Raw genomic sequence first — 22,469 nt, forward strand, 5'->3', positions numbered from 1 at the left:
GGAAATACCATTAAAAAAGCAGTACCCCCTTATATAGGAAGGTACTGCTTTTAAAGAATCTATATAATGAGCAGCTTACTGTTGTCCAAACTCCAGTACAGGCTGCTGATGGATAGGTTCCGTTTGTGGTGTTATGCGCTTGCGTTTCTTGATACGCGTAACCAGTGAATCAAACGCCGCATAAACAGAGAAAAAGCCAAAAACAGTAAGAGACAAAATTGATAGAGAGGTTACCATACTCGCTATCCCCTTTCATTTATCTTTATATAGTATTATTTCCACCTATATAATATCAAATTTTATTATAAAGTAAATACATTTACGCAAATTCTTAAAAATACTGTCGTATTCTTGGCTATATTGTTAATAACTTTAAATTTACAGAAAAATTGCACCCCCGTTTCCGGGGAATGCAAGTGTTAATTTATGGCTTTTTCTCCATTGATATAGCCTGCCCCATATACATTTGGGTTCTTGTCCTTCCATAATAGATCAGCATTGCGCATCAAGCGGTCTTTGATTTCTTTTGGAGAATCTTCCGGGTGCCTCTCTTTCACCAGAGCAACGATACCAGCACATATCGGTGTAGCCATCGATGTTCCGGAAAGCATAAAGTAGTGGTCCTCCACCCTGGCTGTTTTCTGTGCTTTATCCAGATAAGAACCAGGTGATCGTAAGGAGACAATGTTAACTCCTGGGGCTAATATATCCGGCTTTATGACATCATAAATGGTTGGTCCTCTGCTGGAGAAATTAGCTACTTCATCGTCACTTCTCGTTTCAGCTGTATTTTTATCGTCTAAGGCACCGACTGTGATTACCTGATCGCTTACTCCTGGGCTTGCAATCGTTTTTGGTTCAGGACCTTCATTTCCTGCTGCTACACAGACTACAATTCCTGCATCCCAGGCGGCCTCTACCATTTTTACCATGGGATCTTGATTTTCTGAACCGAAATTCTGTGCGGCTGCCCCTAAGGACATGCTGATGATATCGATCCGTTTATTTGGTTGTTCCTCGTTATACTTAATACACCATTCGACACCTTCCATGACTGTTTCCAATGAACCCGAACCGATTTTATCCAGTACCTTTACACCGATAACGTCAGCTTCAGGGGCTGGCCCCTGATATTTGCCATTAGAGGCTGCCCCATCACCGGCAGCGTCCCCTGCACAATGGGTACCATGGCCGTTGTCATCATATGGCTCACTACGGTCATTGATAAAGTCGACAAATCCTGTAATTCTACCATTTAAATCTTGGTGGGGATGAATTCCCGTATCGACAACCGCGATTGTCACGCCCTTCCCTGTCAATCTTGCTCTATTACGTACGATGTTATGCGCGTTGGCTGCGGGGACAGCTACGTCAAGCAGTGCATTGACTTCATGGTTAAGATATACTTTTTTAATATGATTACACTGGGTTAACAGGTCTTCCAGTCCTGACGGGGTAACTTGAGCGCTACAGCAGGATATTCTGGCAAAATCATGCTTGAACTTACAGCCGCTATGGCGTTCGAGTACTTCGTGGAGCTTGATACAGTCTGCTTCATAATAGTTTTCTTCAAATTCGACAATCAGGGAAAGTTTCTTTCTTTTCTTCACATAACCTTCAAACATACGATGCAAAAAGCATGGTGTCCATTTGAATGGACGGTAGCCATTCAGGACTTCTTCCCGGAGTGGCTTTTCCAGTTTATCCGCATGCATTCTTACCATTTGAACCATCGAATAACCAAACATTTCCTTTTCCCTACCTTTCATTGGAGTTCTTATAACCTATGAAGATAGGGAAGAAAGGGAAAGGTGATTGTCCATGATTCTAGTAAATTGGCTAATAACCTGTAATATGTAGATGTCACGAAACATTCCAGCAGTTGATTGGGGCGGAATCTGATCGCTTTCCGCGGACGAACTTGCGAGCCTCCTCGTTCGTACCTCACTGTGGGGTCTCGCCCGCTCGTTTTTCCGCAGGAGTCTCTCAGATTCCGTCCCAATCAACATCATTGCTAGATACTTTATAGATGTTTCAAGATGGACTTCATCCATAAAATGTTCCGTTTTTTCTATTTTATATTCCTGATGCCATAGCAACGGAAATCTTAAAAGTCACAAAAACCCCCTGAGATGGTAAGTCTCAGGGGGTTTTTGTGTGATTAGAATGGGTTGGTTGCCCATTGGGCGGATGTTTTGATAAAGATACGTGGATGGAGCTTCAACTGGGAAATAATATATTCAGCGATGTCTTCCGGCTGCGTGAATTTCTGTTTTTCTTCTTCGGTAATATCGCCTTTGCCAGTTAGTTCTGTGGCCACCATGCTAGGTGTCATGGCAAATACACGGATGTTATGTGGTCTTACCTCTTGCATCAGGGCTTCGCTCATACCCAGCAGACCAAACTTGGAAGCACTGTAAGCGGTCGATCCAGCTGTTCCTTTCAAGCCGGACATAGATGAAATGTTTATGATATCTCCACCCTGTTTTTCAATCAAATGTGGTAAAACATTACGGGTAACATGGTAGACACCATACAAATTGACATCAATGGTTTGCTTCCAGTCTTCCGGGTCCATTTCCAGGAAGCTCCCTTTTTTCATGATTCCTGCATTGTTGATAAGGATATCAAAAGTACCGAGTTTATCTGTCAAACTTGCGATTGCTTTTTCGACTTCTTCTTCTGAAGAAACGTCAGTGACAGCATAGGCTGCTTGTACACCAAGTGTTTCTGCTTCGGCTGCTACTTCCTTCAATGCCGCTTCCGTTCGTGCAATCAACCCGACATTGACCCCTTCTTTTGCTAAGGCAAGTGCAGTTTCTTTACCGATTCCTCTTCCTGCTCCAGTGACCAGAGCTACTTTACCTGTAAGTGATTGTGCCATCATTCATTCTCCTTTCTATGATTCTATCCATCCTAAGCGTATCAGAAAAAAGCATATCTGTTTATTTAGACGCCTCCCTTCTTATAAACTGAAATAAGTAATACCAATAGGGAGGAATCAAAATGGGAAAGAACGAGCAGTTTAAGCAATACTTTTTATCTCACCGCAATGTGACGAATGAATTGATCGGAAAAATCAGTACAGAGCATGTCGATTATCAGCCAACACCTACTTCTATGTCTGCACGCACATTAGCGCATCATATGCTGAAAAGCTTTTATCAGTTCACTTCTGCCGCCGCTCAACAACAGACGAAAGAGCTATTTGAAAAGATAGAGGAAACTTCCTTGAACGAATTGGCAGAGGTGTATACGAAAGAAACGGAAAAATTAATCGAATCCATGTCTGACGAAGATTTTTCTGCCACCATTGACTTGACGGAAATGATTGGCACCAAACTTCCAGCAGAGCAAGTATTGAACTTGGCGATGGATCATGAAATCCATCATAAAGGAAACTTATTCGTCTATGTCCGCGAAATGGGCCATACCGACCTTCCTATGTTCGTCAAACAAGGGTAACATTTACATAAAAGTAAACCCGAGCAATGAATGATACATTGCCCGGGTTTCTTTTTGTCTTAGCCTCACGTTTATCTCGATTCTTCATAGTCTTTCGGCTTGATTTCTTCGCCATTTTTTCCGCTGTAACGTAAACCCCAGCCTGTCCATGCCGCAATCAGCATGACAAGCAATAGTCCCCAGCCTTGGAAGACAAATGGAAACACTTCGGTAGGACTTACAACTGGAAGGAAATCATATTCCTGCGCAGCACCCTGGATAGTTGCCCAGGCAAGCAGCACCCCACCACTCCAAGGGAAGATGTAGCCAAGGGACGAGGTCACGGTATCAAGAAAGTTCGCTCTTCTGTATGCATGGATGTTCATTTCTTTACCGATTTTTCTTACAAATGGCGCGGCAGCAATTTCTGCTGCGGTATTGATAGTGATAAAGACATTTAAGAAGGCGACGATTGCAAACATGGAAAGCTCCGCTCTGCGGACAACATTCTTAATGATATTTAAGAAAAAGTTTTTGATTACTTCCATGGTACCGGCCACTTCCATCAAGTGAGCGGCTGCCAGAATAAACAGTATCAGGATCGCCATATTAAAGTAACCACCAATCCCGCTCATCAGTGCCCCTTCAATGACGGCATCACCCGACTCATCGCGATAGACATGAAGCACTTTGGTCAGGCTTGTCCCTGTCAGAAAAATGAACAAAACCGATGCAACAATTCCCCATGTCAGAGAAGTCAGTAAGTGGTGGCCCGATAAGGCAAGATAAAGGACGAGAATAAATGGCAAAAGCATCAATAACCCGTTCGGGCCGACCTGACTTTGGAACTCCTGAAGAGCTGCCGCGCTTTCAGCTGAACCTCCACCACCAAAAGTGACAAATAAAAGCAATGCCGGTATTGCAGCTGCAATCGAGTATTTGAACCTGGATCGAACTACACCAGGTACATCCGCTTCCTGCGTTGTTGCCGAAACAATCGTCGTATCGGATACAGGCGCCAGGTTATCCCCAAACACGGCACCACTCAAAATCGCTGCTAATAAGATAACCGGATCAGCTCCAAGGATGACCCCTGCCGGATACATTAAAATACCAAAAGTAGCCACCGTCCCATAACCCGTCCCGACTGCTGTCGCAAACAGAGCGGCAAGCAGGAACGTCAATCCGACGAACATACCGCCTTCTACACCAGTTTGAAACCCAAACCAGATCAGTCCATCAACTAATCCGCCGGCAGAAAGCAATGTCGCAAACATTCCAGCCCAGAACCAGGCAATGACCGCGATGACCCCGATCGGCTGCGCCATACCTGAGAACAGACTCTGAGCGTAATCAGACCATTTCGATTTTGTAAAAAACAGTCCGAGCGCAATTCCGATAACCATACCAAGCACCAGCGCTTCTTCCGTGACGAGCTTCGCCACGCTGAGCGAGATCGCCCAGATGATGAAAAACACCAATGGAATCGTCGCAGCAAAAACACCGCCGCGGAATTCCAGCTTCTTGATCGATTTTTCACCGACCGCTTCATTAATAGCTTCATCGTGTTGTTTTTTTCCCATAAAACACCCTCCAAGAAAAAATTTCACTGCATAAGTGTATCATATCTACGATTTTTGTAAACGTTTACAACAGGATGCAGAGCTCGGGGACAGGCTCCCATTTATACTTTCGAACCATACCTGGATTTTCTGGCAAGGGAAGGACAATTATTATTAAATAAATTTGCGGGAGGGCAGGGATTTCGGTCACAAGAAACTTAAATAAACCCGGATTTATGATCCGGGCTTACCTTTATGATTTGCATGCTGTTTCTTCCAGAGCAAGTTAAGTGTCCTCTGAGGCCCCTAACCCATATACACACTATCACACGTATTAGCCTGTGGTTCATAATAACAATGATTCTTAAATTGACCCGCAAAAGGCTGGCCGTACCAGGTTGGCGGACACGGAGCATATGGATTGAAATACCAAAGAGCATATTTTCCTGGATGTTGTCTCCAATAGTCTAAATTCTTTTTTGCTAATCTTTTTTCCACGGACCTCGCCCGGTTATAAAATACATTGCCTTTTTGGACAGCCTCAAAAGAATAATTTCCACCCTGCACCTGAAAAATGACATCATTGATGTTTCTTACATCTTTGAAGTCTAAACAATCGGCTACCGCACGATTAACAATGACATTGCCGACGTACAGCATTCCCTGCTTTCCTTCCCCTTCGGCTTCCGCTCTCATCATCCTCGCCATTAAGGCAACATCTGAATCTCTGTATTTTACTCTTGGCATTTTCTCACCCCAAAGATATTGTATGAAAAAAGCCTGGATTCAATGAGAGTAAATTTCAGATGACCTTTTTCTCTATATATAAAGACTGTTAAACCAGGTTTCCTGCTTCCTGGTGGTCTTTATGGGATTTTAAATGACCGTCCCTGACGTATCGACTGTTCCGTGTGGTCTTTATCTATGCTGTAATGACCTTCCCCATGGATGTTTCGCCCGCTTATGGTCTTTAACCCATCTATAAAGGCTGTCCACTCAAGGTTTTCACTTCTCAATGGTCTTGAGTGTAAAACCTTTCTGATCTCACACTCGATGTTATGCCATTTATTTTCTTTTGATTTCGCTTAAAATTATTCCTGACTCGGGGACAGATGGCATTCTGACCGTGCTGTAGGTCAAACCCTGTTCGGGAACGTGATAGGTGATGTCTTTTGTTAGAAAGTCGAGGCTCGCCTTCATAACGCGTAATGTTGCCCATTCTCCCGGACAGCGATGGTTTTTGTAATAGTCGCCGCCTCCTTGCGGGATCAGGTCGAAGAGACCTCCATTCCATTCACGGAATCGTTCCGGATAGAACTTATACGGTTCTTCCCAGAGACGCGGATCATGGTTGGTTCCGTAAATATCCAGCAATACGAGCCGGCCTTTTTCGAATTTGATATCATTCCAGATAAAACCCCTGCGCACCCGCGCTCCTAAAAACGGTCCGAACGGATAATAACGGCGTACCTCCTGGGAAAACATCTCAAAAAAAGCATCATCCGCCTTCTGCAATTTCCTGCGATATTCCGGGTGTTCATGCAAAGCTAATGCGCTGAATGCGATAAAGTTTGTAATTGCGACGATAGGACGCAGCACATTAATTAATTCGATTGCTGCCATTTTCGAGTCAAGATGCTCGCCGGCCAAATCACGGTGGAAGGCCATGGCATAAAGCGCTGTATCCTCTTCTGCTTCCAACTCGCCATCACGTACTTCATGGATTATTTTCTTAATCCACGCTTCGCCTCGTCTTCTGGCTTTTCTTCCTTGCCGGTGTCTCGGTCCGACCGCTCCGAAGGCATCGACCATATCCCAAAAATCATCTGCCCGCTCTTTTACTTCTTCCTCTTCTAACGGAACGCCGGCCCAGCGGCAAGCAACACGGCAGAGCACTTCTTTCGCTTCCTGAAAAAGGGCGGTTTCCTCTTCCTTTTCCCACAGGGAAAGTCTGGCCCGCCATTCTTCTGTTGTCAGATTCGAAAGCTTCTGCAGCCTGTCCTCTGTCATTAGGGACATGAATAATTGTTTCCGGTGTTCATGGGCTTTTCCATCCATCCCTTGAATAGCATTCTCTCCAAACAGTGTCTTTTGAATCCGTTTTGGCGCAGCGTTTTTGCGCGTGAATTTATCCTTGTCATAAAAAAGTGCGGCGGCCTCTTCACCACTCATACAGATTACTTTTTCTCCTAACAATCGTGTTTCAAAAACGTCCGACCCATAGGTTTCACATCTGTTTTGAATGAAATGGTAACCTTCTTTCAACAAAGCAAGGCTATTATCCAATGTTTTTTCACGTGGGACTGGAGTTACTGCATTCATCTGAATAGATCGCTCCTTTTCCATCTTAAGATAGTTTGTAGTTATGTTCCCCAGAAACCTCTCAGCAAACCCCTGCATGCCGGATGATACCGATAAGTTCAGCCATATTTTTTTATGTGCCACATATGTTGAAGAGTAAGGAGTTGATCACTATGAATAGGAAACAACTATGCCAACAGTTTGGAAGAATATTGGGAGGAGAATCGAAGTTCGAGCATGGGGTTTGTTCAGTGGAACTTGAACGTGACTTAAAGGTAACAATTCAAGGCCGTCCCAGCAAAGCAGAATTACATGCCGAGATGATGTTCGAGTCATTGGATCAGAATGGTTGGGCGTTGAATATGGGAGAGACGGTGATTTTAGAAGAGGAGGTCTATCCATTTATTTCGATACTGCAGAAAAATGGCATCCTGGTCAGCGCATTGCATAACCATTGGCTGTTTGCGGAGCCAACAATATTATATCTTCATTTTCAATCAGTAGAACCACCTTTGTCGTTCGCCCATAAGATCGCAGAGGCATTGCGGGTGTTTCAAAAATAAACGGGCCATCCTTTCTTAGATGGCCCGTCATGTGAAGTTTTATACTGGCCCCCAGCCAATCATGACAGCAATCACCAGCATGGCGATAGCAATAACCGTCCAGATTAACAGCAACGGCAGCATCCATTTTGCCCACTTGATCCAAGAGACTCCTGCAACGGCTAAACTGGCCATCAGTGGACCAGAGGTAGGAAAAATACTATTGGTAAATCCGTCACCAAATTGATAGGCCTGGACAGCAACCTGTCGTGTGACCCCAATCATATCTGCCAGTGGTGAGAGTATTGGCATGGCAATCATAGCCTGGCCGGATCCCGATGGCACCAGAAAGTTCATGGCACCATTAGCTACAAACATACCTAATGCTGCGAATACAGGCGACAGTCCTTCTAATGGTATTGATAATGCATGAACAAATGTATCAAGAATTGCCGCATTTTCCATAACAATTAATATGGCTCTTGCCACTCCAATAATCAAGGCCCCATATACAAGCTTCTGGCAGCCATCTAAAAAAGTAATCGCAAGTTTGTTGTAATTCATCCCGGCAATCACGCCGGAAACGAGCCCGATTATGATGAAAAAGGCAGCCATGTGGTCGATTGTCCACTCATATTGAATGGTTGCAAAAATGAAAAACAGCAAAGAAATTCCTACAAAAGAAAGAATGACTTTATGACGGCCGGTAAAAGGTGCGGTCAGTTCCCCCTTACTTCCCTGTTCCGCGTTCAATACTCCAATCAGACTTTTACCTGGATCCTCTAATACTTTTTTAGCGTAGAACCAAGTGTACATGATGGTCGCTCCTACGATGACAACAAAAGCTATCACCCGCAGCAGCATTCCTGAAAACAGGGGTATATCCGCAATCGATTGGGCAATCCCGACTGTATAAGGGTTCAGGAAACCGACGTTGAAGCCAGCAAATGTAGCACCGAATGTGATGGCTACAGCAACAATCGCATCTAATTTCAGTGCTCTTGCGATAATTACTCCGATGGCTACAAAAGGAATGACGGAGTTAGCTACAGCTCCGACTGCTCCCCCAAGGGCAAACAATACAGATACTACAGCAATCAACAAAAACTCTTTTCCTTGGGTCTTATTGACCGCCCGTAAAATACCTCCCTTGATGGCTCCAGAACGCTCCACTACTTCAAAAGCTCCACCGGCAAATAACACTAGAAAAATCAATCCGGCGGACTCTATCATTCCAGTCTGCAACGCTAAGAATATATCCATGAATCCCGTAGGGTTTCCTTCGACTGTTGTATATGTACCAGGGACTACACGTTCTACTTCATCCACAACTTCTCTTTCAAAGGAGCCAGACGGCACAAGATAAGTGGAAATAACTGCTAATAATAGCACCAAAAACAGAATAACGTATGTATCTGGCATCTCCCATGTTCTCTTAGTTTTACTTTTTTCATGATGTTTTTCCATATTCTCTTCAGGTTGCGCACTCATTTATATTCATACCTCCAATATTATTTTTATGCAATCACGCCGTTCTACCACCCTCGCTAAATCCTTATTTTTCAACATTTATCGAGTTGATAACTTGAACGATGTTGTATATTATATAAGTTATAGTGAATAATTGCAAAGTGGTTTTTTATATTATGGTAGATTATTAGGAGGCTTTTTCATGATTCAATCAATGTTTCAATTACTAGATGAGCAACATTCAGAAATAGTGGAAATTCGTAGAGATTTACATATGCATCCAGAACTTTCACACCAGGAACAACGTACCCCCGAACTAATTGCAGAATACTTAGAAGGTTTAGGTTTGGAAGTAAAAAGAGGAGTCGGCGGGAATGGTGTGGTCGGTTATTTACACGGTAATCATCCAGGAAAAACCATTGCGCTAAGAGCAGATTTTGATGCTCTCCCCATGCAGGACGAAAAAGATGTAGCTTATAAATCAAAAGTGGATGGTGTCAGCCATGCTTGCGGCCATGATGTTCACACTGCAGCGCTGTTAGGAGTGGCAAAAGTATTAAGCGGATTAAAAGATAAACTTGCCGGAACGGTCGTCTTCATTCATCAATTTGCCGAAGAAGTCAGCCCGGGTGGTGCAGAAGCGATGATTGCTGATGGCTGCCTTGAAGAGGTTGATGCGATCTATGGGGCACACGTCTGGTCCGATAACCATACTGGTGAAATTCTATTCAACGAAGGTTTTACAATGGCGGCAGCTGACACGTTTGAAATCGATATTCAGGGAAAAGGCGGGCATGGAGCTCTCCCTCATTTAACGATAGACCCTGTTGTTGCAGCCAGCCAGCTTGTCATGAGTTTGCAGCAAATCGCAAGCAGAAACGTAGATCCATTAAAAGCAGCTGTCATCACTGTCGGATCTTTTCATAGCGGAGAAGCACTAAATGTCATTCCTGATTCTGCTTCGGTAAAAGGTACGGTACGGACATATGATGAAAAAGTTCGGAAAATGATTAAAGACAAAATACAAAAAACTGCAGATGCGTTGGAAGTTCAGACTGGTGCTGAAATAAGTGTTGACTACCATTTCGGCCATGCTTCTTTATATAATCACCCAGCGGAAACAGCTTCATTAAGGGTATTAGCAGAAGAAAACTTACCGGGATTCGATGTTAAACAAATGCCACCGTTTATGGGGGCAGAGGATTTTGCCTATTACTTAAAAGAAGTCCCTGGCACATTTTTCTTTGTTGGTGGGAAAAATGAAGAAATGAATGCCATCTACCCTCATCATCACCCTAAATTTGATGTGGATGAAAGCTCCATGGCTACGATCGGCAAAGTATTCATGCTTGCTTTGATGAATCATGGATTCTTTACTGAAAAGGAGCAAAAAATAGTAGAAGTTTAATAGGAAAGGCTGGCCTCATCATGGCCAGCCTTTTTTCAGATTAAAAACCCAGTTCCTGCTTCCCTCCGACAACCGGAAGTGTAACGGTACTTTGTCCAAGTGATACCTCAAACTCTACTGATTCATCATATGCGTTTATATACCTGCGGTCACTGCTTGCAATAACTACACCGATCCGGTGACCTGGTTTGAACACATAGTCTTCCGGATGCAAGTCAAACCGGAAATGGTAGTTTTTGTCCGGTTTTAGCCATTCTTCATAGGATAGGGACTTCCAGTTTTTCGCATCCATCCACCCGCGCGTCACAATTTCATATGGAGCTTCATGGGTAACGATTTCTGTTTGTTTATAGCAGGCGTCGTCGCCTTCTATACTCTCACCCCAGCAATCTTCAACGTCCAGGGTGCGGATCCCTTCGCCGCGATTCGTGTGGTTGATCCGTTCATCGCTGCCATAGTCAACAATCAAGGCAGTCAGCCCGGCATCTTCCATATCGACATTCGAACGAATTTCTACCGTTGGTGTGCCACTGAATCTTACTTCCTCTTCCAATTCAGGCGATAAAAACATCAGACGGTTCTCGCTTTCTGTGAATTCATTCGCTACCATATCACTTTCCGACTGACTCGGGTCGTTGATAAAGAACTGATCGAAGTTTCCCCGTACAGGCCCCGTGGTCAAGGTGCCAGGGGCTTCATCGTCAGCAGGAGCGAGCCTGATTTTTGTTTCCCTGGCCTCATCTGCCGGCCACGTTTCATATGTCTCCCATTCTTCTTTTCCGCGTTCGATATCGGCCATCGGTTCATCCATAATGCCGTTGTCAATATCAAGGAGCCAATGATCGAACCAGCGATGCAGTGTATTCACCCATTCGTCTCTTCTGAAATCGAACGGATCGACATGTCCGGTTTGGGTGAGCCATATTTTTCTTGGCACATCGTTTGCTGACAGCTCTTCCCACCATTGCATGAAATGCTTTGGTTTCACGTTAAAGTCATTCAATCCATGGATCAAAAATACACTAGCTTCTACATTGTCAGCGTCCGGGACATAGTTGCGCTCATCCCAGAATTGATTGTAATCCCCTGTTTCATCGTCAGCTTCCAGGACCATTTCTTCACGGACACCTGCACATGCTTCTCTTCGTTCCGAATTGACTACAGTATTAGCAAGACCAGAAGGACCATTCCTCCAATAAATCAGGCCGCCATAACGATAGTAGTCATACCAGCTTGAAATGGCACCGATGGGTACAATCGTTTCAAGCCCTTCCACTCCAGTGGAAGCTACTCCATTGGCAAGCGTGCCGTCATAGGATTTTCCAATCATGCCGACTTTCCCTGTAGTCCAGTCAGCAGTGACCTCTTCCCCGCCTTCTGTATAAGCGGGCGCATTGCCATTCAGCCATTCCACCACAGCCTTGATACTCTCCGTCTCCTCTGGACCTCCTGTGTTCGGGCAGCCATCAGAATTATTTGTGCCTACCATATCAGAAAGCACGACTGCATACCCTCTTGGAACAAAATAGTTGTCATAGAATAACGGAAACTGGTCATTTACCCCGTCACCGTCCGTATCTTTAATTTCTGATTCATTACCGCGGCCAAGCCTTTCATAATAAGGGCTCGCATCCATGATTACCGGCACCTCTAATCCATCCTCTGTTTCACCTGGACGGATGATGTCAATAGCTATCCGATCCGGCTCTCCATTTCTATCTGTATCTAAATCGGATTCCACATAGACTGTTTCACGAATGGCATCTTCATAAGAGAAAACAGGCTCTGTCACACCATCCTGCAGTTGATGGGCAGACCCCTGTTCTTCCGCGCTTACCGGGACTGTTACTGCAAACAACGCAATGATGAATAGATTAATAGACAGCAGCCACCCCTTACCACTAGCTTTTATCATGTAATTCCTCCCTTAAAAAATAGAGAGGGTGCCCTGTATATATACACCCTCTCGAAAGTTGTTATCCGCCTTTTAGCTCTAGCAAAAAGCGTACCGGAAGGCTCAATCTTCACACTTATCTTCCTCCCTGATTTTAGCTAAAATGCTTACTTATGTAGGATTCATGGTGGGGGAACACGAAGGTCAGTCGTCGGAGCAACAATAATGCATAGGTAATAACTAGTAATCTATCCTCCTTTCTTATATTAGAGTTATCGTAATACCAAAATCTAGGAAAGGCAATGTTATCAGAATATTTTGATATCATAGGACTGATAAGCTAAAAAATGAAGGGTTATAGGCCTAGATACCTTTTGAATATTTCGTATCACGAAATATTATATATGGTTAATTAGAATCAGTTAAGTACTTCACATAACAAGGTCTAAAGAATCATCAATCTAGGCATTTGTGAAATTCATCGAAAATTACAAACCCTTAACATTCTCTCCATACTAGATTAATAGTTTCTCCGTAATATGATTGCTGTACATCAATAACATAACGTAATGGGAGGAATCAGGTTTGTTTAAAAAAAATTTTTCAAAGAAATTGCTGCCCGTCGCTATCATGTCTACCGTTGTTTTTGGAAGTGCGGCTGGAACATTTGGGAATGAAGCAGCGGCTCAACCAAACAGTAAAGGCGAAATTAAAAATGTCATTTTTCTAATTGGGGATGGCATGGGCACTTCTTACACTTCAGCTTATCGATACTTAAAAGACGACCCTTCAACCCCTTACACGGAAAACACAGCATTCGATGAGGACTTGATCGGGATGCAGGAAACCTATTCATGGGATGAAGAGGAAAGCATCACAGACTCGGCTGCCGCTGCTACTTCGATGGCTGCCGGAATCAAGACATACAACAACGCCATCGCTGTCGACATGGAAAAGAATGAAGTGAAGACAGCTTTGGAACTGGCAAAGGAAAAAGGAAAATCGACCGGGCTTGTCGCCACCTCCCAGGTGAACCACGCAACACCGGCATCGTTCGGTGCACATAATGAATCTCGCCATAATTACAATGATATTGCCGATGATTATTTCGATGAAAAAGTGAATGGCGAACATAAAATTGATGTCATCCTTGGCGGTGGAACTTCTTATTTTGACCGGGAAGACCGCAATCTTACCGAAGAATTCCAGCAGGACGGTTTCAGCTATGTAGATTCACGTGAAGAAATGCTGAATGATGACAGTGAACAGGTACTTGGCTTATTCGCACCAAAAGGGATGGACAAGATGATTGACCGTACAGAAGACGTACCATCACTCAAAGAGATGACGTCTTCCGCTTTAGACCGCTTAAGCAAAAATCAGGATGGATTTTTCCTAATGGTCGAAGGAAGCCAGATTGACTGGGCGGGTCATGATAATGATGTCGTAGCTGCAATGAGTGACATGCAGGATTTTGAAGAAGCTTACCAGGAAGCAATCGAATTTGCCAAAAAGGACAAGCACACGCTAGTGGTCACAACGGCTGACCATTCTACCGGCGGGATGGCTATGGGGCGTGATGGTGAGTATAAGTGGGATCCAGAACCGATCAAAGCAGCGAAGCGCACACCGGACTTCATGGCTGCTGAAATTGCAGATGGTGCAGATGTAGAAGAAACGCTCTCCAGCTATATCGATCTGGAATTGACACAGGAAGAGATCCAATCGGTTAAAGATGCGGCAGATAAAGGAGATACAACAGAGATTGATAATGCCATCGAGCACATTTTCGACCTTCGCTCCGGCACGGGCTGGACGACTGGCGGACATACTGGGGAGGACGTTATCGTATATGGCTACGGTCCACAATCCGACCAGTTCGCAGGTCTGCATGATAACCATGAAATCGGACAGAAAGTGATGGCAGTATTAGAAGGTAATCGATCAGTGAAATAATAATTAATATGCCGCTGTCTTTCCGGCAGCGGCCACTTTTCTAACACGATGATATAGGGAGGCAACGTTCATGAAGTACCTGATAATGGTGGTTCTTAGCGTGATGCTGCTAGCTGGATGCTCAGCAAATGGCACCAACAGCGAAAGTCATGCGGAAGCAAAGGACAGCACAGCACCTTTTGACATCCCGGAAAAAACCAAATATACCAACAACCCGCAGGCAAGTAACGACCGTAATCTTAAAAAAGCAGGCGACCATGCCGAGGATGAAAACGGCCAGCTGACACTCAAGGCCATCAAAGAAGGACAAACAGTTGAAGAAGTCGGGCCGATGCAGCTTGTAATCGAAGATATAAAAGTGATGAACTACTCCCCTTCCCCTGACTTGATCGACTATTTTCATGCATTCAGCCATAATGGAGCGAACTTCGACTATATCAAGTTTACCGTTGCCATTAAAAACACCAGCGATCAGCCAGTTAATTTTGCCCCGATAGATTTACTGGAAACGAACACAGGTGAGAAAAAAGATTTCGATGACGACTTCTATCTGGAAAATCTTTATGGAGACTATGAACCTGGTGAAGTTAAGGTTGGAAATATGGGTTTTGTGCTGAATGAAACAAGTGTCGATGAGTTGGAATCTATCACCATTACTACGAGTGATGTCATGGATGGCGAACAGAAATCTATCAATGAAGGCGAGGAAATGACGATTCCTTTTAAATGATTTTAGCGGCAGTATAGACCATATCCCTTGAGGATGTGGTCTTTATTTAAATTATTTAAAGGATTTTTGTAAGGTAATGTCAAATCAATAATAAAGGATGGTGAGCCAACATGGTGCAGACTAAAAAAAGGGGCATCTGGATGAAGAGGCCATTAGGGGTTACATTAATAAGTTATTTTTACATATTTGGTGCATTGGTTTTATTATTTACGGCTATCTTTTATCAGGCTGAAGCTGAACCTATTAGTATAGCAGAACGGTTTGGTATTCCAAACGCCCCTGAAAAAATCGTAAGAGCGACTGTTGCTTTGTTTTCCGGAGGTATGATTTATGGTTATATGAGGTTGAAAAAATGGGGGTTCTGGCTAATGGTCACCTACTCGATGCTTTTTGGAGTGATTAGCCTGCTGCTTATAACGGATCAAGCTCCCCAGCCCTATACCGGTAACTTTGTGTGGTCTATGATTGTATTAATCTATACGGTTAATGTAAGAGAAGCGTTTTTCAAAAGAAATTTCCACTATTAATAAACATGACCAGCCTGTGCCAGACTGGTCATCTCTTCTATTCTGAGAAAAACTTCTTCAACCCTAACCCAATAAACGTACCAATCAAACCAGCTGCACTTGTCCTTACCAAGCTTCCCCAATGGGTTGGCCCGTCTTGAAACAAGCCCAAAACAATTACAGCCACGAGCGCTCCAAACACGTAAGGATATCCTTTCTTTATTACTTCTATCAAAGGGTTTACCCCCTACTCCTTTACATGTGCAAATACCGTCTGATTGCGCGCAGCGCCAAGCCCTGCTGCTATCATGACAACCAATATTCCGATAAAAATTACAATTGGTGTGATGACGGTTGCGGAGACATCAAGTATCATTCCGATCAGGGTCGGACCGATAGCAGCCAAGGCATATCCAAATGATTGCGCCATTCCGGATAACGCCGCACTCTCACGGGCGTTGGCGGCACGGAGACCAAGCAGGGTGAGGGCAAGGCTGATACTGGACGCCTGTCCCATCCCCATCAGCATTACACTCCCGGTCAGCCAACCAGTAGTGGTGCTAACTAACATTCCGGTCAAGCCGGTGAGATACAGTACCCCAATCATTATAATCAGGCCCCGCTGGTTACGGAAGCGGTCAGCCAATACGGGCGTCAGAAAGGTCATCGGCAGTCCGGCCAGCTGCATTGTCGATACCATCCAACCTGCTGCTGCAATCCCAAGTCCTTTTCCGGTCATAATCTCCGGCAGCCAGGTAATCAGGCTGTAAAATAAAAACGATTGAAGCCCCATAAAAATGGTCACTTGCCAGGCTATTTTCGATTGCCATATTGGTGGTCCTGACAGCCTGGCAAAGGTTTTATCCTCATTTTTCACCGGTCGGGAAAGCTGGGGAATCCATAGTAAAGCGGCAATCATTGCAAGCAGTATCCAGGCGAACAGTGCTTTTTCCCATCCAAGCCCCAGTCCTTTTGCAAGCGGAATGCTAAGCCCTGATCCGACAGCGGAAAAAACGGACATCGAGGTGGTATAAACGGCTGTCATCAAGCCAATTCTGCCTGGATACCTGCCCTTGATGATTCCCGGAAGCAGCACATTGGAAATGGCGATTCCTATTCCAACAAGCGCAGTACCTGTATATAACGTCGGAGGAGCGGCAATATAGCGAATCGAGATACCGAGCATCAGTGTCACTAACCCTGCGAAAACCATCCGTTCATAACCAAAACGGTTTCCAAGCTGCGGAGCTAGAAAAGAAAATACTGCAAAGGAAATCAACGGCAGCGTGGTGATAAAACCGGCAGCCCCATAAGAAATTCCAAGATCAATCCGAATGGAACTGATGAGCGGACCGACTCCCGTAATTGCCGGTCGCAAATTGAACGCCACAAATATGACCCCTATGATGAAAAGAAGCTTTTTCGTTTGTTGAGGGTGGTCTGTCATTATTATTTTCCTCTCATGTCGTGAATCTTTAATTATCATCCTATCATTTTCAAAATTATTGTAAATCGGGAAGACCTTTCAAATAAGTTGCCCATAGACTGATGGGAACGTAAAATAGAAAGAATATAATACATCGAAGAAAGGGGTGAAGAAGCGTTGAAGAAACTTTCACTCAAAGACTACTGGCTGGGAAGACTACTCGCTTCTGATCCCGGGCGCAAACGACTGCACCAGGCGGGCAAAGCGACCCTCAGTTTAATATCAGCGGTGTTTACCATCATTTTTCTGTATGGAATGGCTGGACAGGAAGCATTGTCACCTGCAATCGTAGCCGGCATGTGCGGAATGCTTGGAGTCATGGCGGTGATGGACGATACAAAACAGGAAAAACAAGTAACCACCGTGCTACTTGTTTTTCCTGCTATGGGAGGTGTGACATTCGGTGCATTGCTGGCGGAAAGTGTGTTTCTCGTCTCCTCACTGATGGTCGCTGTTGTTTTTTCCGCTTTTTATTTCACCCGTTTCGGAAGCAGGTACTTTTCCTTTGGCATGATCGCCTTCATGACAGTCTATATTTCATCTTTTTTAAAATTATCACCCGCTCAGTTCCCGTGGTTTTATATCGCCATTGTCATTGGAGTCAGCTACGCTTTCCTCTATAATTTCATTATTTTCAAAGATTCTGCGCACATGCTGAAGAGAAGCATCCAGTCCTTTCATACCCAGGCAAACCTCACTTTCCAATTGCTGATCGATATGATCAAGGATCCGGAAATAAAGGAATCCCGGGCAAAAAAGCTGTATTACAACGTTGGAAAGCTGCGGGAATACGCAAGAAACGTTGCGACGGATTTGAATACCCATGATGTCAGCGAGTTATGGCCAGGGCTTAACACTTCACAGGTAAGACTGTATGTCTTTGATGCCGCTATGTTTGTCGAGACTTTAGCGGATTCACTTGCCGAACTGAAGCGGAACGATGCATTTGAAACGGAAGAAGTGAGGCAATTACTCGTGGAGGTCATCGCTGCACTTCGGAAAGCTGATGTGCTCTCCCCTGCCTACGAAAGAGAAAATTTGCATATCGCTCAGCGAGCCACTGTGAAATTCCGTGATACGATCAATCAGCTATTTGACGACCATGGTCCCCGTCCCCAAGGCAGGCTTTATTTACTGCGACGTATCGAATCAATTGCTGATCATGTCACCAACGGGGCAATCGAAATTCAACTTTCTTTGCAAACAGGAGATAACGGACAACACGCTGATGAGGAACTGAAGAATGAGGACGAAGAAGCTTCAGAAGAGGAAAAGGAAGAAGGACTCAAACCTTCCACAAAGAAAGCACTGCAGGCCTTGGCAGGCGGCACAATCGCCGTTATTGTCGGTCATATCATTTCACCAATCCAGCCTTACTGGGTGATTTTGACGACATTCATCATCTTACTCGGGACAGAAACCGTTGGCCGCACCTACCTGAAAGGATTTCAGCGATCCGTCGGAACAGTCATCGGCGCGATTATCGGGTTCGGGCTTGCCCGCCTTGTTTCCGACTATACTGCCCTTGAAGTGTTGCTGATCTTTATCGTCGTATTTTCCGCCTTCTACATTTTGACTGTTTCCTACACAGCGATGAGCATTTTCATTACTTTGCTCATTGCCTTCATGTACGACCTGTTGTTAGGCGGAATCAGTTTTGCTTTATTAAGCGCTCGTGTTGTGGATACGATTGCCGGCGGAGCGATTGCATTTATCGTATCGGCGGTACTTTTACCGACCAAAACCCATGACAAGGTAAACGAGACGTTCGCTGACTACCTTGACGAGTTAAAAGGATATGTGATTCCGTATGTAAGAAGCTTTCATGAGCCGGTTAAGGTGAAGGACCTGGCAGAACAGGCGTTTACAATGGAAGAAAAAGTCCAGGCCATCAAAGACGAGTCCCGCCCGATGCTTCAGCGGCCGGGCGCAATGAAACGCTCCGAATTATCACGATGGATTACGATTTTCACAGCGATCAACTACTACGCCAAACACCTGGTGGCCTCTGCTTATCAGAAAAATTTTGTCTATCCGGAGGAACTGAAGGATGTTTTTCCGAAGATGGAGGATAAGCTGGAGCATAATCTTGACGTTCTGTCCGCGAAAATTAAAGGCGAAGCACCTGCAGTCGAATTATATGATCTCCAGGAAGAGCGGGAACAGATTGAGCGCCTGGCCCCTGGCAGCGAGCTGGGACAAGGGGACCTTGTTCACCACCTTTATTATGTATGGCGCATTAACCAGTCGCTGCTGGTACTAGCAGCAAAATTAGGATTGAAATAAAAAAGGACTCCGCCGATGGAGTCCTTTTTCTTTATTCAAGCAAGCCATCATTGATTTCTCCGCAGGCAATTCGTATGCCGGCATCACCGGATGGCTGGGATTCATTATCGTCAGGCTTGGCATGAATGACTAATGCTGTTCCTTCTTCTTTCAATAAGGAGTTGTCTTCCCCTTTTTTCATGGTTACATTTTCTGCCAATATTTCCTCCTGAATGGATCCGTCATCACCTACGTCGATGTTTGGAAGGTCTCCGGCATGCGGTCCATCTTCGCTATTGGTTCCATGACTCACACCTTCCGGGTTGAAGTGACCACCGGCCGATTCAAATTCAGGTGCCTCGCATGTGCCTGTTTCATGAATGTGGAAGCCATGTTCATCCGGTGGAAGTCCTGACGCATCCAGGCTGATCAGTACACCGTCTTCCTGCTGTTTCAACTTGGCGGTACCAATATTTTCATCATCGGGATCTTTTAGATCGACGGTGACCTCTTCGGTCTCGGCACCTTCTTCTTCCTTGCTCTCGCCGTCTTCGTTTTCCTGACTTTCTTCGCTGTTCTGCTCTTCGTTATTCTCTTCGGTTGTATCCTCGTTTCCACTGTTTTCGCCGCTTTCTTCGTTGCCGCCACAGGCAGCAAGTATGGCGATCATCAATACGGTAATCGCAAGCAACATCCAGCGCTTCATCGGCACATCGCTCCTTTTTTGTAAAAATTTCATGCTATGTATCTTTTTACGAAATAAGGAGCTGATAAACGTGATGGATGCAAAATTGGACTTTCATCCTAATGGAAGTGTGCAAGAAGTCGGGGGTTGGTGCTGTTTTTTTGCGGATAGATGGAGGGTTCTGACTTAACTCTCGAACATTCTTCCCTAACGCCCCAAAAAATAGAAGCCGGGGGAGTCCCCGGCTCACTTGCTGATTATTCTTCTCTAGCTTCTACAGAAACAGTCTCCGTTTCTTCATCTTCTTCTTTTTCGTCTTCTTCTTCAACTGCTTCTTCAGTTTCTTCGTCTACTTCCACTTCTTCTTCAGTATCTTCATCAGTTTCCACAGACTCTTCCTCTGTTGCTTCCTCTTCTAATGCCACAGCAAGGACTGCAGAATTTTCAGATGCATTCTCTTTCGCTGTTTCACTTGCGTTTGCAGATGCTTGAGCATTTACTTTGTTTTCTTCTGCTTTGTTTACTTCTTCTTGTTCTTCATCTTCTTCGGTTGCTTCTTCACTTTCTTCATCTGTTGCCGCTTCTTCTGTGGAATCTTCTTCCGTTGCTGTTTCTTCTTCAGCTGCTTCTTCTTCTATCACATCTTCGTCAACTTCCCCTGCTAGAACCGCGGAATTTTCAGATGCGTTTTCTTTTGCTGTTTCACTTGCATTTGCTGATGCTTGGGCGTTTGCTTTGTTTTCTTGTGCTTTGTTTACTTTTTCTTGTTCTTTGTCTGCTGCCTCGTCTTCATCTTCTTCCGTTGCTTCTTCACTTTCTTCGTCTAGTTCAACTTCTTCTGCAGCCTCTTCTTCTGTACCTTCTTCGGTTGTAACTTCAGCTTCTCCAGCCAATACCGCGGAGTTTTCAGATGCGTTTTCTTTTGCTGTCTCGCTTGCATTCGCGGAAGCTTGAGCGTTTGCTTTGTTTTGCTGAGATTTATTTACTTTTTCTTCGGCCTGAACCGTTTTTTCTTCTTCGTCAGCTTTTACAGAAGCTTCTGCTTTTCCTTTCGCTTTTGCTTCTGCTTTTTTCTCAGCTGCTGCTTCTTGTTTTTCCACCACTTTTACTGATTTTTCTGCATTGGAAGATGCCGCGTCTGTGGACTGGACGCCAACGAATGCTCCGATTGTCAATGTTCCTGCAAATACTAGAGATTTAACCCATGTGTTTTTCATGTTTGAATCGCTCCTTAATTTTTATTAGTCATTTAGTTTCTATCCTCTTATAAAAATTAAGAAGTGGTTTTCGGTGGTTCCGCTGGCGGTGCATTCACCCATTGATCTGTGAGAAAATCAGATCGCATACCGATTGTTTGGGAATGGGCAGCAACAAGCAGGAACGAATCTGGCAGATTTCCTTTAATAAAAGAAAAAGTAGTTTGGCCGCCAAGGTCGCCTCCGCCCGAAGATACTGGTGATGGGAACGAAGCTGGCTTAGTCATATGTATCTGAGCGATTGGTTTTTTCCTCGGCTCTGGTTGTGGTGCAGGCTTTTCTTGTTCCTGTTTATTGCGTGACGGATCGTCCGCTGGAACAGAAGCCTTCGAATCCCCTTGAGCAGCTGCTGAAGGCCCAACTTTTATGTTCGTTGGCTCGGCTTCAGCTTCTACTGGCTGCAAATCCTCTTTTCCATCAGCCTGATTATCTTTAGAGCTCTTTGGGGTATTCGTCTTTGTAGTAGGCTCTTCTTTTTTGGCTGAGCTCTTTTCTACCGGTCGGTTTGACCTCCCCTTATTTTCATGCGGCTTATCGGTAACCGCTTTTTTAACGGTTTCTTTTTTCTGTGCTGCCTCCTGCTTCACCTTATCCCCAGTTTCAGAGGCTTTGTCATTCGCCTGTTGCGGAAGGGGTTTGGCAGCAGCATCCTGCGCATGCTTGTCATTTTTATTTGGCTTATTAATATTACCTGTCGTCTCCTTGCCATGACTTGAAGCTGGTTCAGCAGTATCAGAGGCTTGGCTCACCTTCTCTGCTGCTTTTTCTTTAGCAGCCTGAGAAGTTTCTCCACCTTTCTCTGCAGCCTCTTCAGTGACAGGGTTTGATGTTTCTTCATCAGCCTGTGGCGATGCCTGTTCAAGGGTATTTCCGTTATTCGCAAACGTATCGGCTGGAAGGAAAAATACCGCCAGTACCATTAGACATACATATAACAATGGTCTTGTGCGCATATATTCACCTC

General features: G+C 44.7%; 20 protein-coding genes. 7 read left to right on the plus strand and 13 right to left on the minus strand.

The window, feature by feature from the left end:
- Positions 1–75 precede the first annotated feature (75 nt).
- From B9Y67_RS20665 to B9Y67_RS09655, 3 genes are all read right to left on the minus strand, one after another.
- On the minus strand, positions 76–237 hold the full coding sequence (locus tag B9Y67_RS20665; RefSeq protein ID WP_176223950.1) for a hypothetical protein: 162 nt from the start codon (positions 235–237) through the stop codon (positions 76–78).
- 182 nt (positions 238–419) lie between these two features.
- Positions 420–1,748, minus strand: a complete 1,329-nt coding sequence (locus B9Y67_RS09645) for a S8 family peptidase (RefSeq protein WP_085506749.1) — start codon at positions 1,746–1,748, stop codon at positions 420–422.
- A gap of 413 nt (positions 1,749–2,161) precedes the next feature.
- On the minus strand, positions 2,162–2,884 hold the full coding sequence (locus B9Y67_RS09655; protein WP_085506492.1) for a 3-ketoacyl-ACP reductase: 723 nt from the start codon (positions 2,882–2,884) through the stop codon (positions 2,162–2,164).
- Positions 2,885–3,006: 122 nt separating this feature from the next.
- On the opposite strand from B9Y67_RS09655, the gene B9Y67_RS09660 reads away from it, so the two are divergent.
- Positions 3,007–3,465, plus strand: a complete 459-nt coding sequence (locus B9Y67_RS09660) for a DinB family protein (RefSeq protein ID WP_085506493.1) — start codon at positions 3,007–3,009, stop codon at positions 3,463–3,465.
- Positions 3,466–3,536: 71 nt separating this feature from the next.
- On the opposite strand, the gene B9Y67_RS09665 is transcribed toward B9Y67_RS09660, so the two are convergent.
- The 3 genes from B9Y67_RS09665 to B9Y67_RS09675 all read right to left on the minus strand — a co-directional run bounded on the left by B9Y67_RS09665 (position 3,537) and on the right by B9Y67_RS09675 (position 7,328).
- Positions 3,537–5,027: a Na+/H+ antiporter NhaC family protein gene (locus B9Y67_RS09665; RefSeq protein WP_085506494.1), complete on the minus strand. Its 1,491-nt coding sequence runs from the start codon at positions 5,025–5,027 to the stop codon at positions 3,537–3,539.
- Positions 5,028–5,312: 285 nt separating this feature from the next.
- A complete protein-coding gene (locus B9Y67_RS09670; RefSeq protein WP_085506495.1) occupies positions 5,313–5,753 on the minus strand; it encodes a cell wall hydrolase in 441 nt (146 codons plus the stop codon).
- Positions 5,754–6,071: 318 nt separating this feature from the next.
- A complete protein-coding gene (locus B9Y67_RS09675) occupies positions 6,072–7,328 on the minus strand; it encodes a cytochrome P450 (RefSeq protein ID WP_085506496.1) in 1,257 nt (418 codons plus the stop codon).
- Between the two features lie 152 nt (positions 7,329–7,480).
- On the opposite strand from B9Y67_RS09675, the gene B9Y67_RS09680 reads away from it, so the two are divergent.
- Positions 7,481–7,870, plus strand: coding sequence for a DUF1259 domain-containing protein (locus tag B9Y67_RS09680; protein ID WP_085506497.1), 390 nt, complete (start codon positions 7,481–7,483; stop codon positions 7,868–7,870).
- A 39-nt stretch (positions 7,871–7,909) separates the two neighbouring features.
- Here the strand turns inward: B9Y67_RS09680 and B9Y67_RS09685 are convergent, their stop codons facing one another.
- Positions 7,910–9,340 (minus strand): YfcC family protein, encoded by a 1,431-nt coding sequence (locus B9Y67_RS09685; RefSeq protein ID WP_254901764.1) that lies wholly within the window; start codon positions 9,338–9,340, stop codon positions 7,910–7,912.
- A 181-nt stretch (positions 9,341–9,521) separates the two neighbouring features.
- Here B9Y67_RS09685 and B9Y67_RS09690 point away from each other — a divergent pair, with 181 nt between their 5' ends.
- Entirely contained in the window at positions 9,522–10,727 is a 1,206-nt protein-coding gene (locus tag B9Y67_RS09690) for an amidohydrolase (RefSeq protein ID WP_085506498.1), read from the plus strand.
- Positions 10,728–10,767: 40 nt separating this feature from the next.
- On the opposite strand, the gene B9Y67_RS09695 is transcribed toward B9Y67_RS09690, so the two are convergent.
- Complete coding sequence (locus B9Y67_RS09695) at positions 10,768–12,642, minus strand: Xaa-Pro dipeptidyl-peptidase (RefSeq protein ID WP_085506499.1); 1,875 nt, start codon at positions 12,640–12,642, stop codon at positions 10,768–10,770.
- Between the two features lie 564 nt (positions 12,643–13,206).
- Between B9Y67_RS09695 and B9Y67_RS09700 the strand changes: the two genes are divergently transcribed.
- The 3 genes from B9Y67_RS09700 (at position 13,207) to B9Y67_RS09710 (ending at position 15,834) form a co-directional block, all read left to right on the plus strand.
- Positions 13,207–14,577 (plus strand): alkaline phosphatase, encoded by a 1,371-nt coding sequence (locus B9Y67_RS09700; RefSeq protein WP_441007553.1) that lies wholly within the window; start codon positions 13,207–13,209, stop codon positions 14,575–14,577.
- A gap of 70 nt (positions 14,578–14,647) precedes the next feature.
- Entirely contained in the window at positions 14,648–15,307 is a 660-nt protein-coding gene (locus B9Y67_RS09705; protein ID WP_085506500.1) for a hypothetical protein, read from the plus strand.
- Positions 15,308–15,447: 140 nt separating this feature from the next.
- On the plus strand, positions 15,448–15,834 hold the full coding sequence (locus tag B9Y67_RS09710) for a hypothetical protein (RefSeq protein WP_085506752.1): 387 nt from the start codon (positions 15,448–15,450) through the stop codon (positions 15,832–15,834).
- 37 nt (positions 15,835–15,871) lie between these two features.
- On the opposite strand, the gene B9Y67_RS20670 is transcribed toward B9Y67_RS09710, so the two are convergent.
- A complete protein-coding gene (locus B9Y67_RS20670) occupies positions 15,872–16,048 on the minus strand; it encodes a hypothetical protein (RefSeq protein WP_176223951.1) in 177 nt (58 codons plus the stop codon).
- A gap of 12 nt (positions 16,049–16,060) precedes the next feature.
- Positions 16,061–17,260 carry a CynX/NimT family MFS transporter gene (locus tag B9Y67_RS09715; RefSeq protein ID WP_085506501.1) on the minus strand — a complete coding sequence of 400 codons (1,200 nt, stop codon included), beginning with the start codon at positions 17,258–17,260 and terminating at the stop codon, positions 16,061–16,063.
- Between the two features lie 156 nt (positions 17,261–17,416).
- On the opposite strand from B9Y67_RS09715, the gene B9Y67_RS09720 reads away from it, so the two are divergent.
- A complete protein-coding gene (locus B9Y67_RS09720; protein ID WP_085506502.1) occupies positions 17,417–19,585 on the plus strand; it encodes an FUSC family protein in 2,169 nt (722 codons plus the stop codon).
- A gap of 31 nt (positions 19,586–19,616) precedes the next feature.
- On the opposite strand, the gene B9Y67_RS09725 is transcribed toward B9Y67_RS09720, so the two are convergent.
- The 3 genes from B9Y67_RS09725 to B9Y67_RS09735 all read right to left on the minus strand — a co-directional run bounded on the left by B9Y67_RS09725 (position 19,617) and on the right by B9Y67_RS09735 (position 22,458).
- Positions 19,617–20,270: a superoxide dismutase family protein gene (locus B9Y67_RS09725; protein ID WP_085506503.1), complete on the minus strand. Its 654-nt coding sequence runs from the start codon at positions 20,268–20,270 to the stop codon at positions 19,617–19,619.
- Positions 20,271–20,506: 236 nt separating this feature from the next.
- Positions 20,507–21,466 (minus strand): hypothetical protein, encoded by a 960-nt coding sequence (locus B9Y67_RS20445; protein ID WP_139823768.1) that lies wholly within the window; start codon positions 21,464–21,466, stop codon positions 20,507–20,509.
- A 56-nt stretch (positions 21,467–21,522) separates the two neighbouring features.
- On the minus strand, positions 21,523–22,458 hold the full coding sequence (locus B9Y67_RS09735) for a prolipoprotein diacylglyceryl transferase (RefSeq protein ID WP_085506504.1): 936 nt from the start codon (positions 22,456–22,458) through the stop codon (positions 21,523–21,525).
- Positions 22,459–22,469 lie beyond the last annotated feature (11 nt).

The sequence above is a fragment of the Thalassobacillus devorans genome, from assembly GCF_900176565.1.
Lineage (GTDB): Bacteria > Bacillota > Bacilli > Bacillales > Halobacillaceae > Thalassobacillus > Thalassobacillus devorans_A.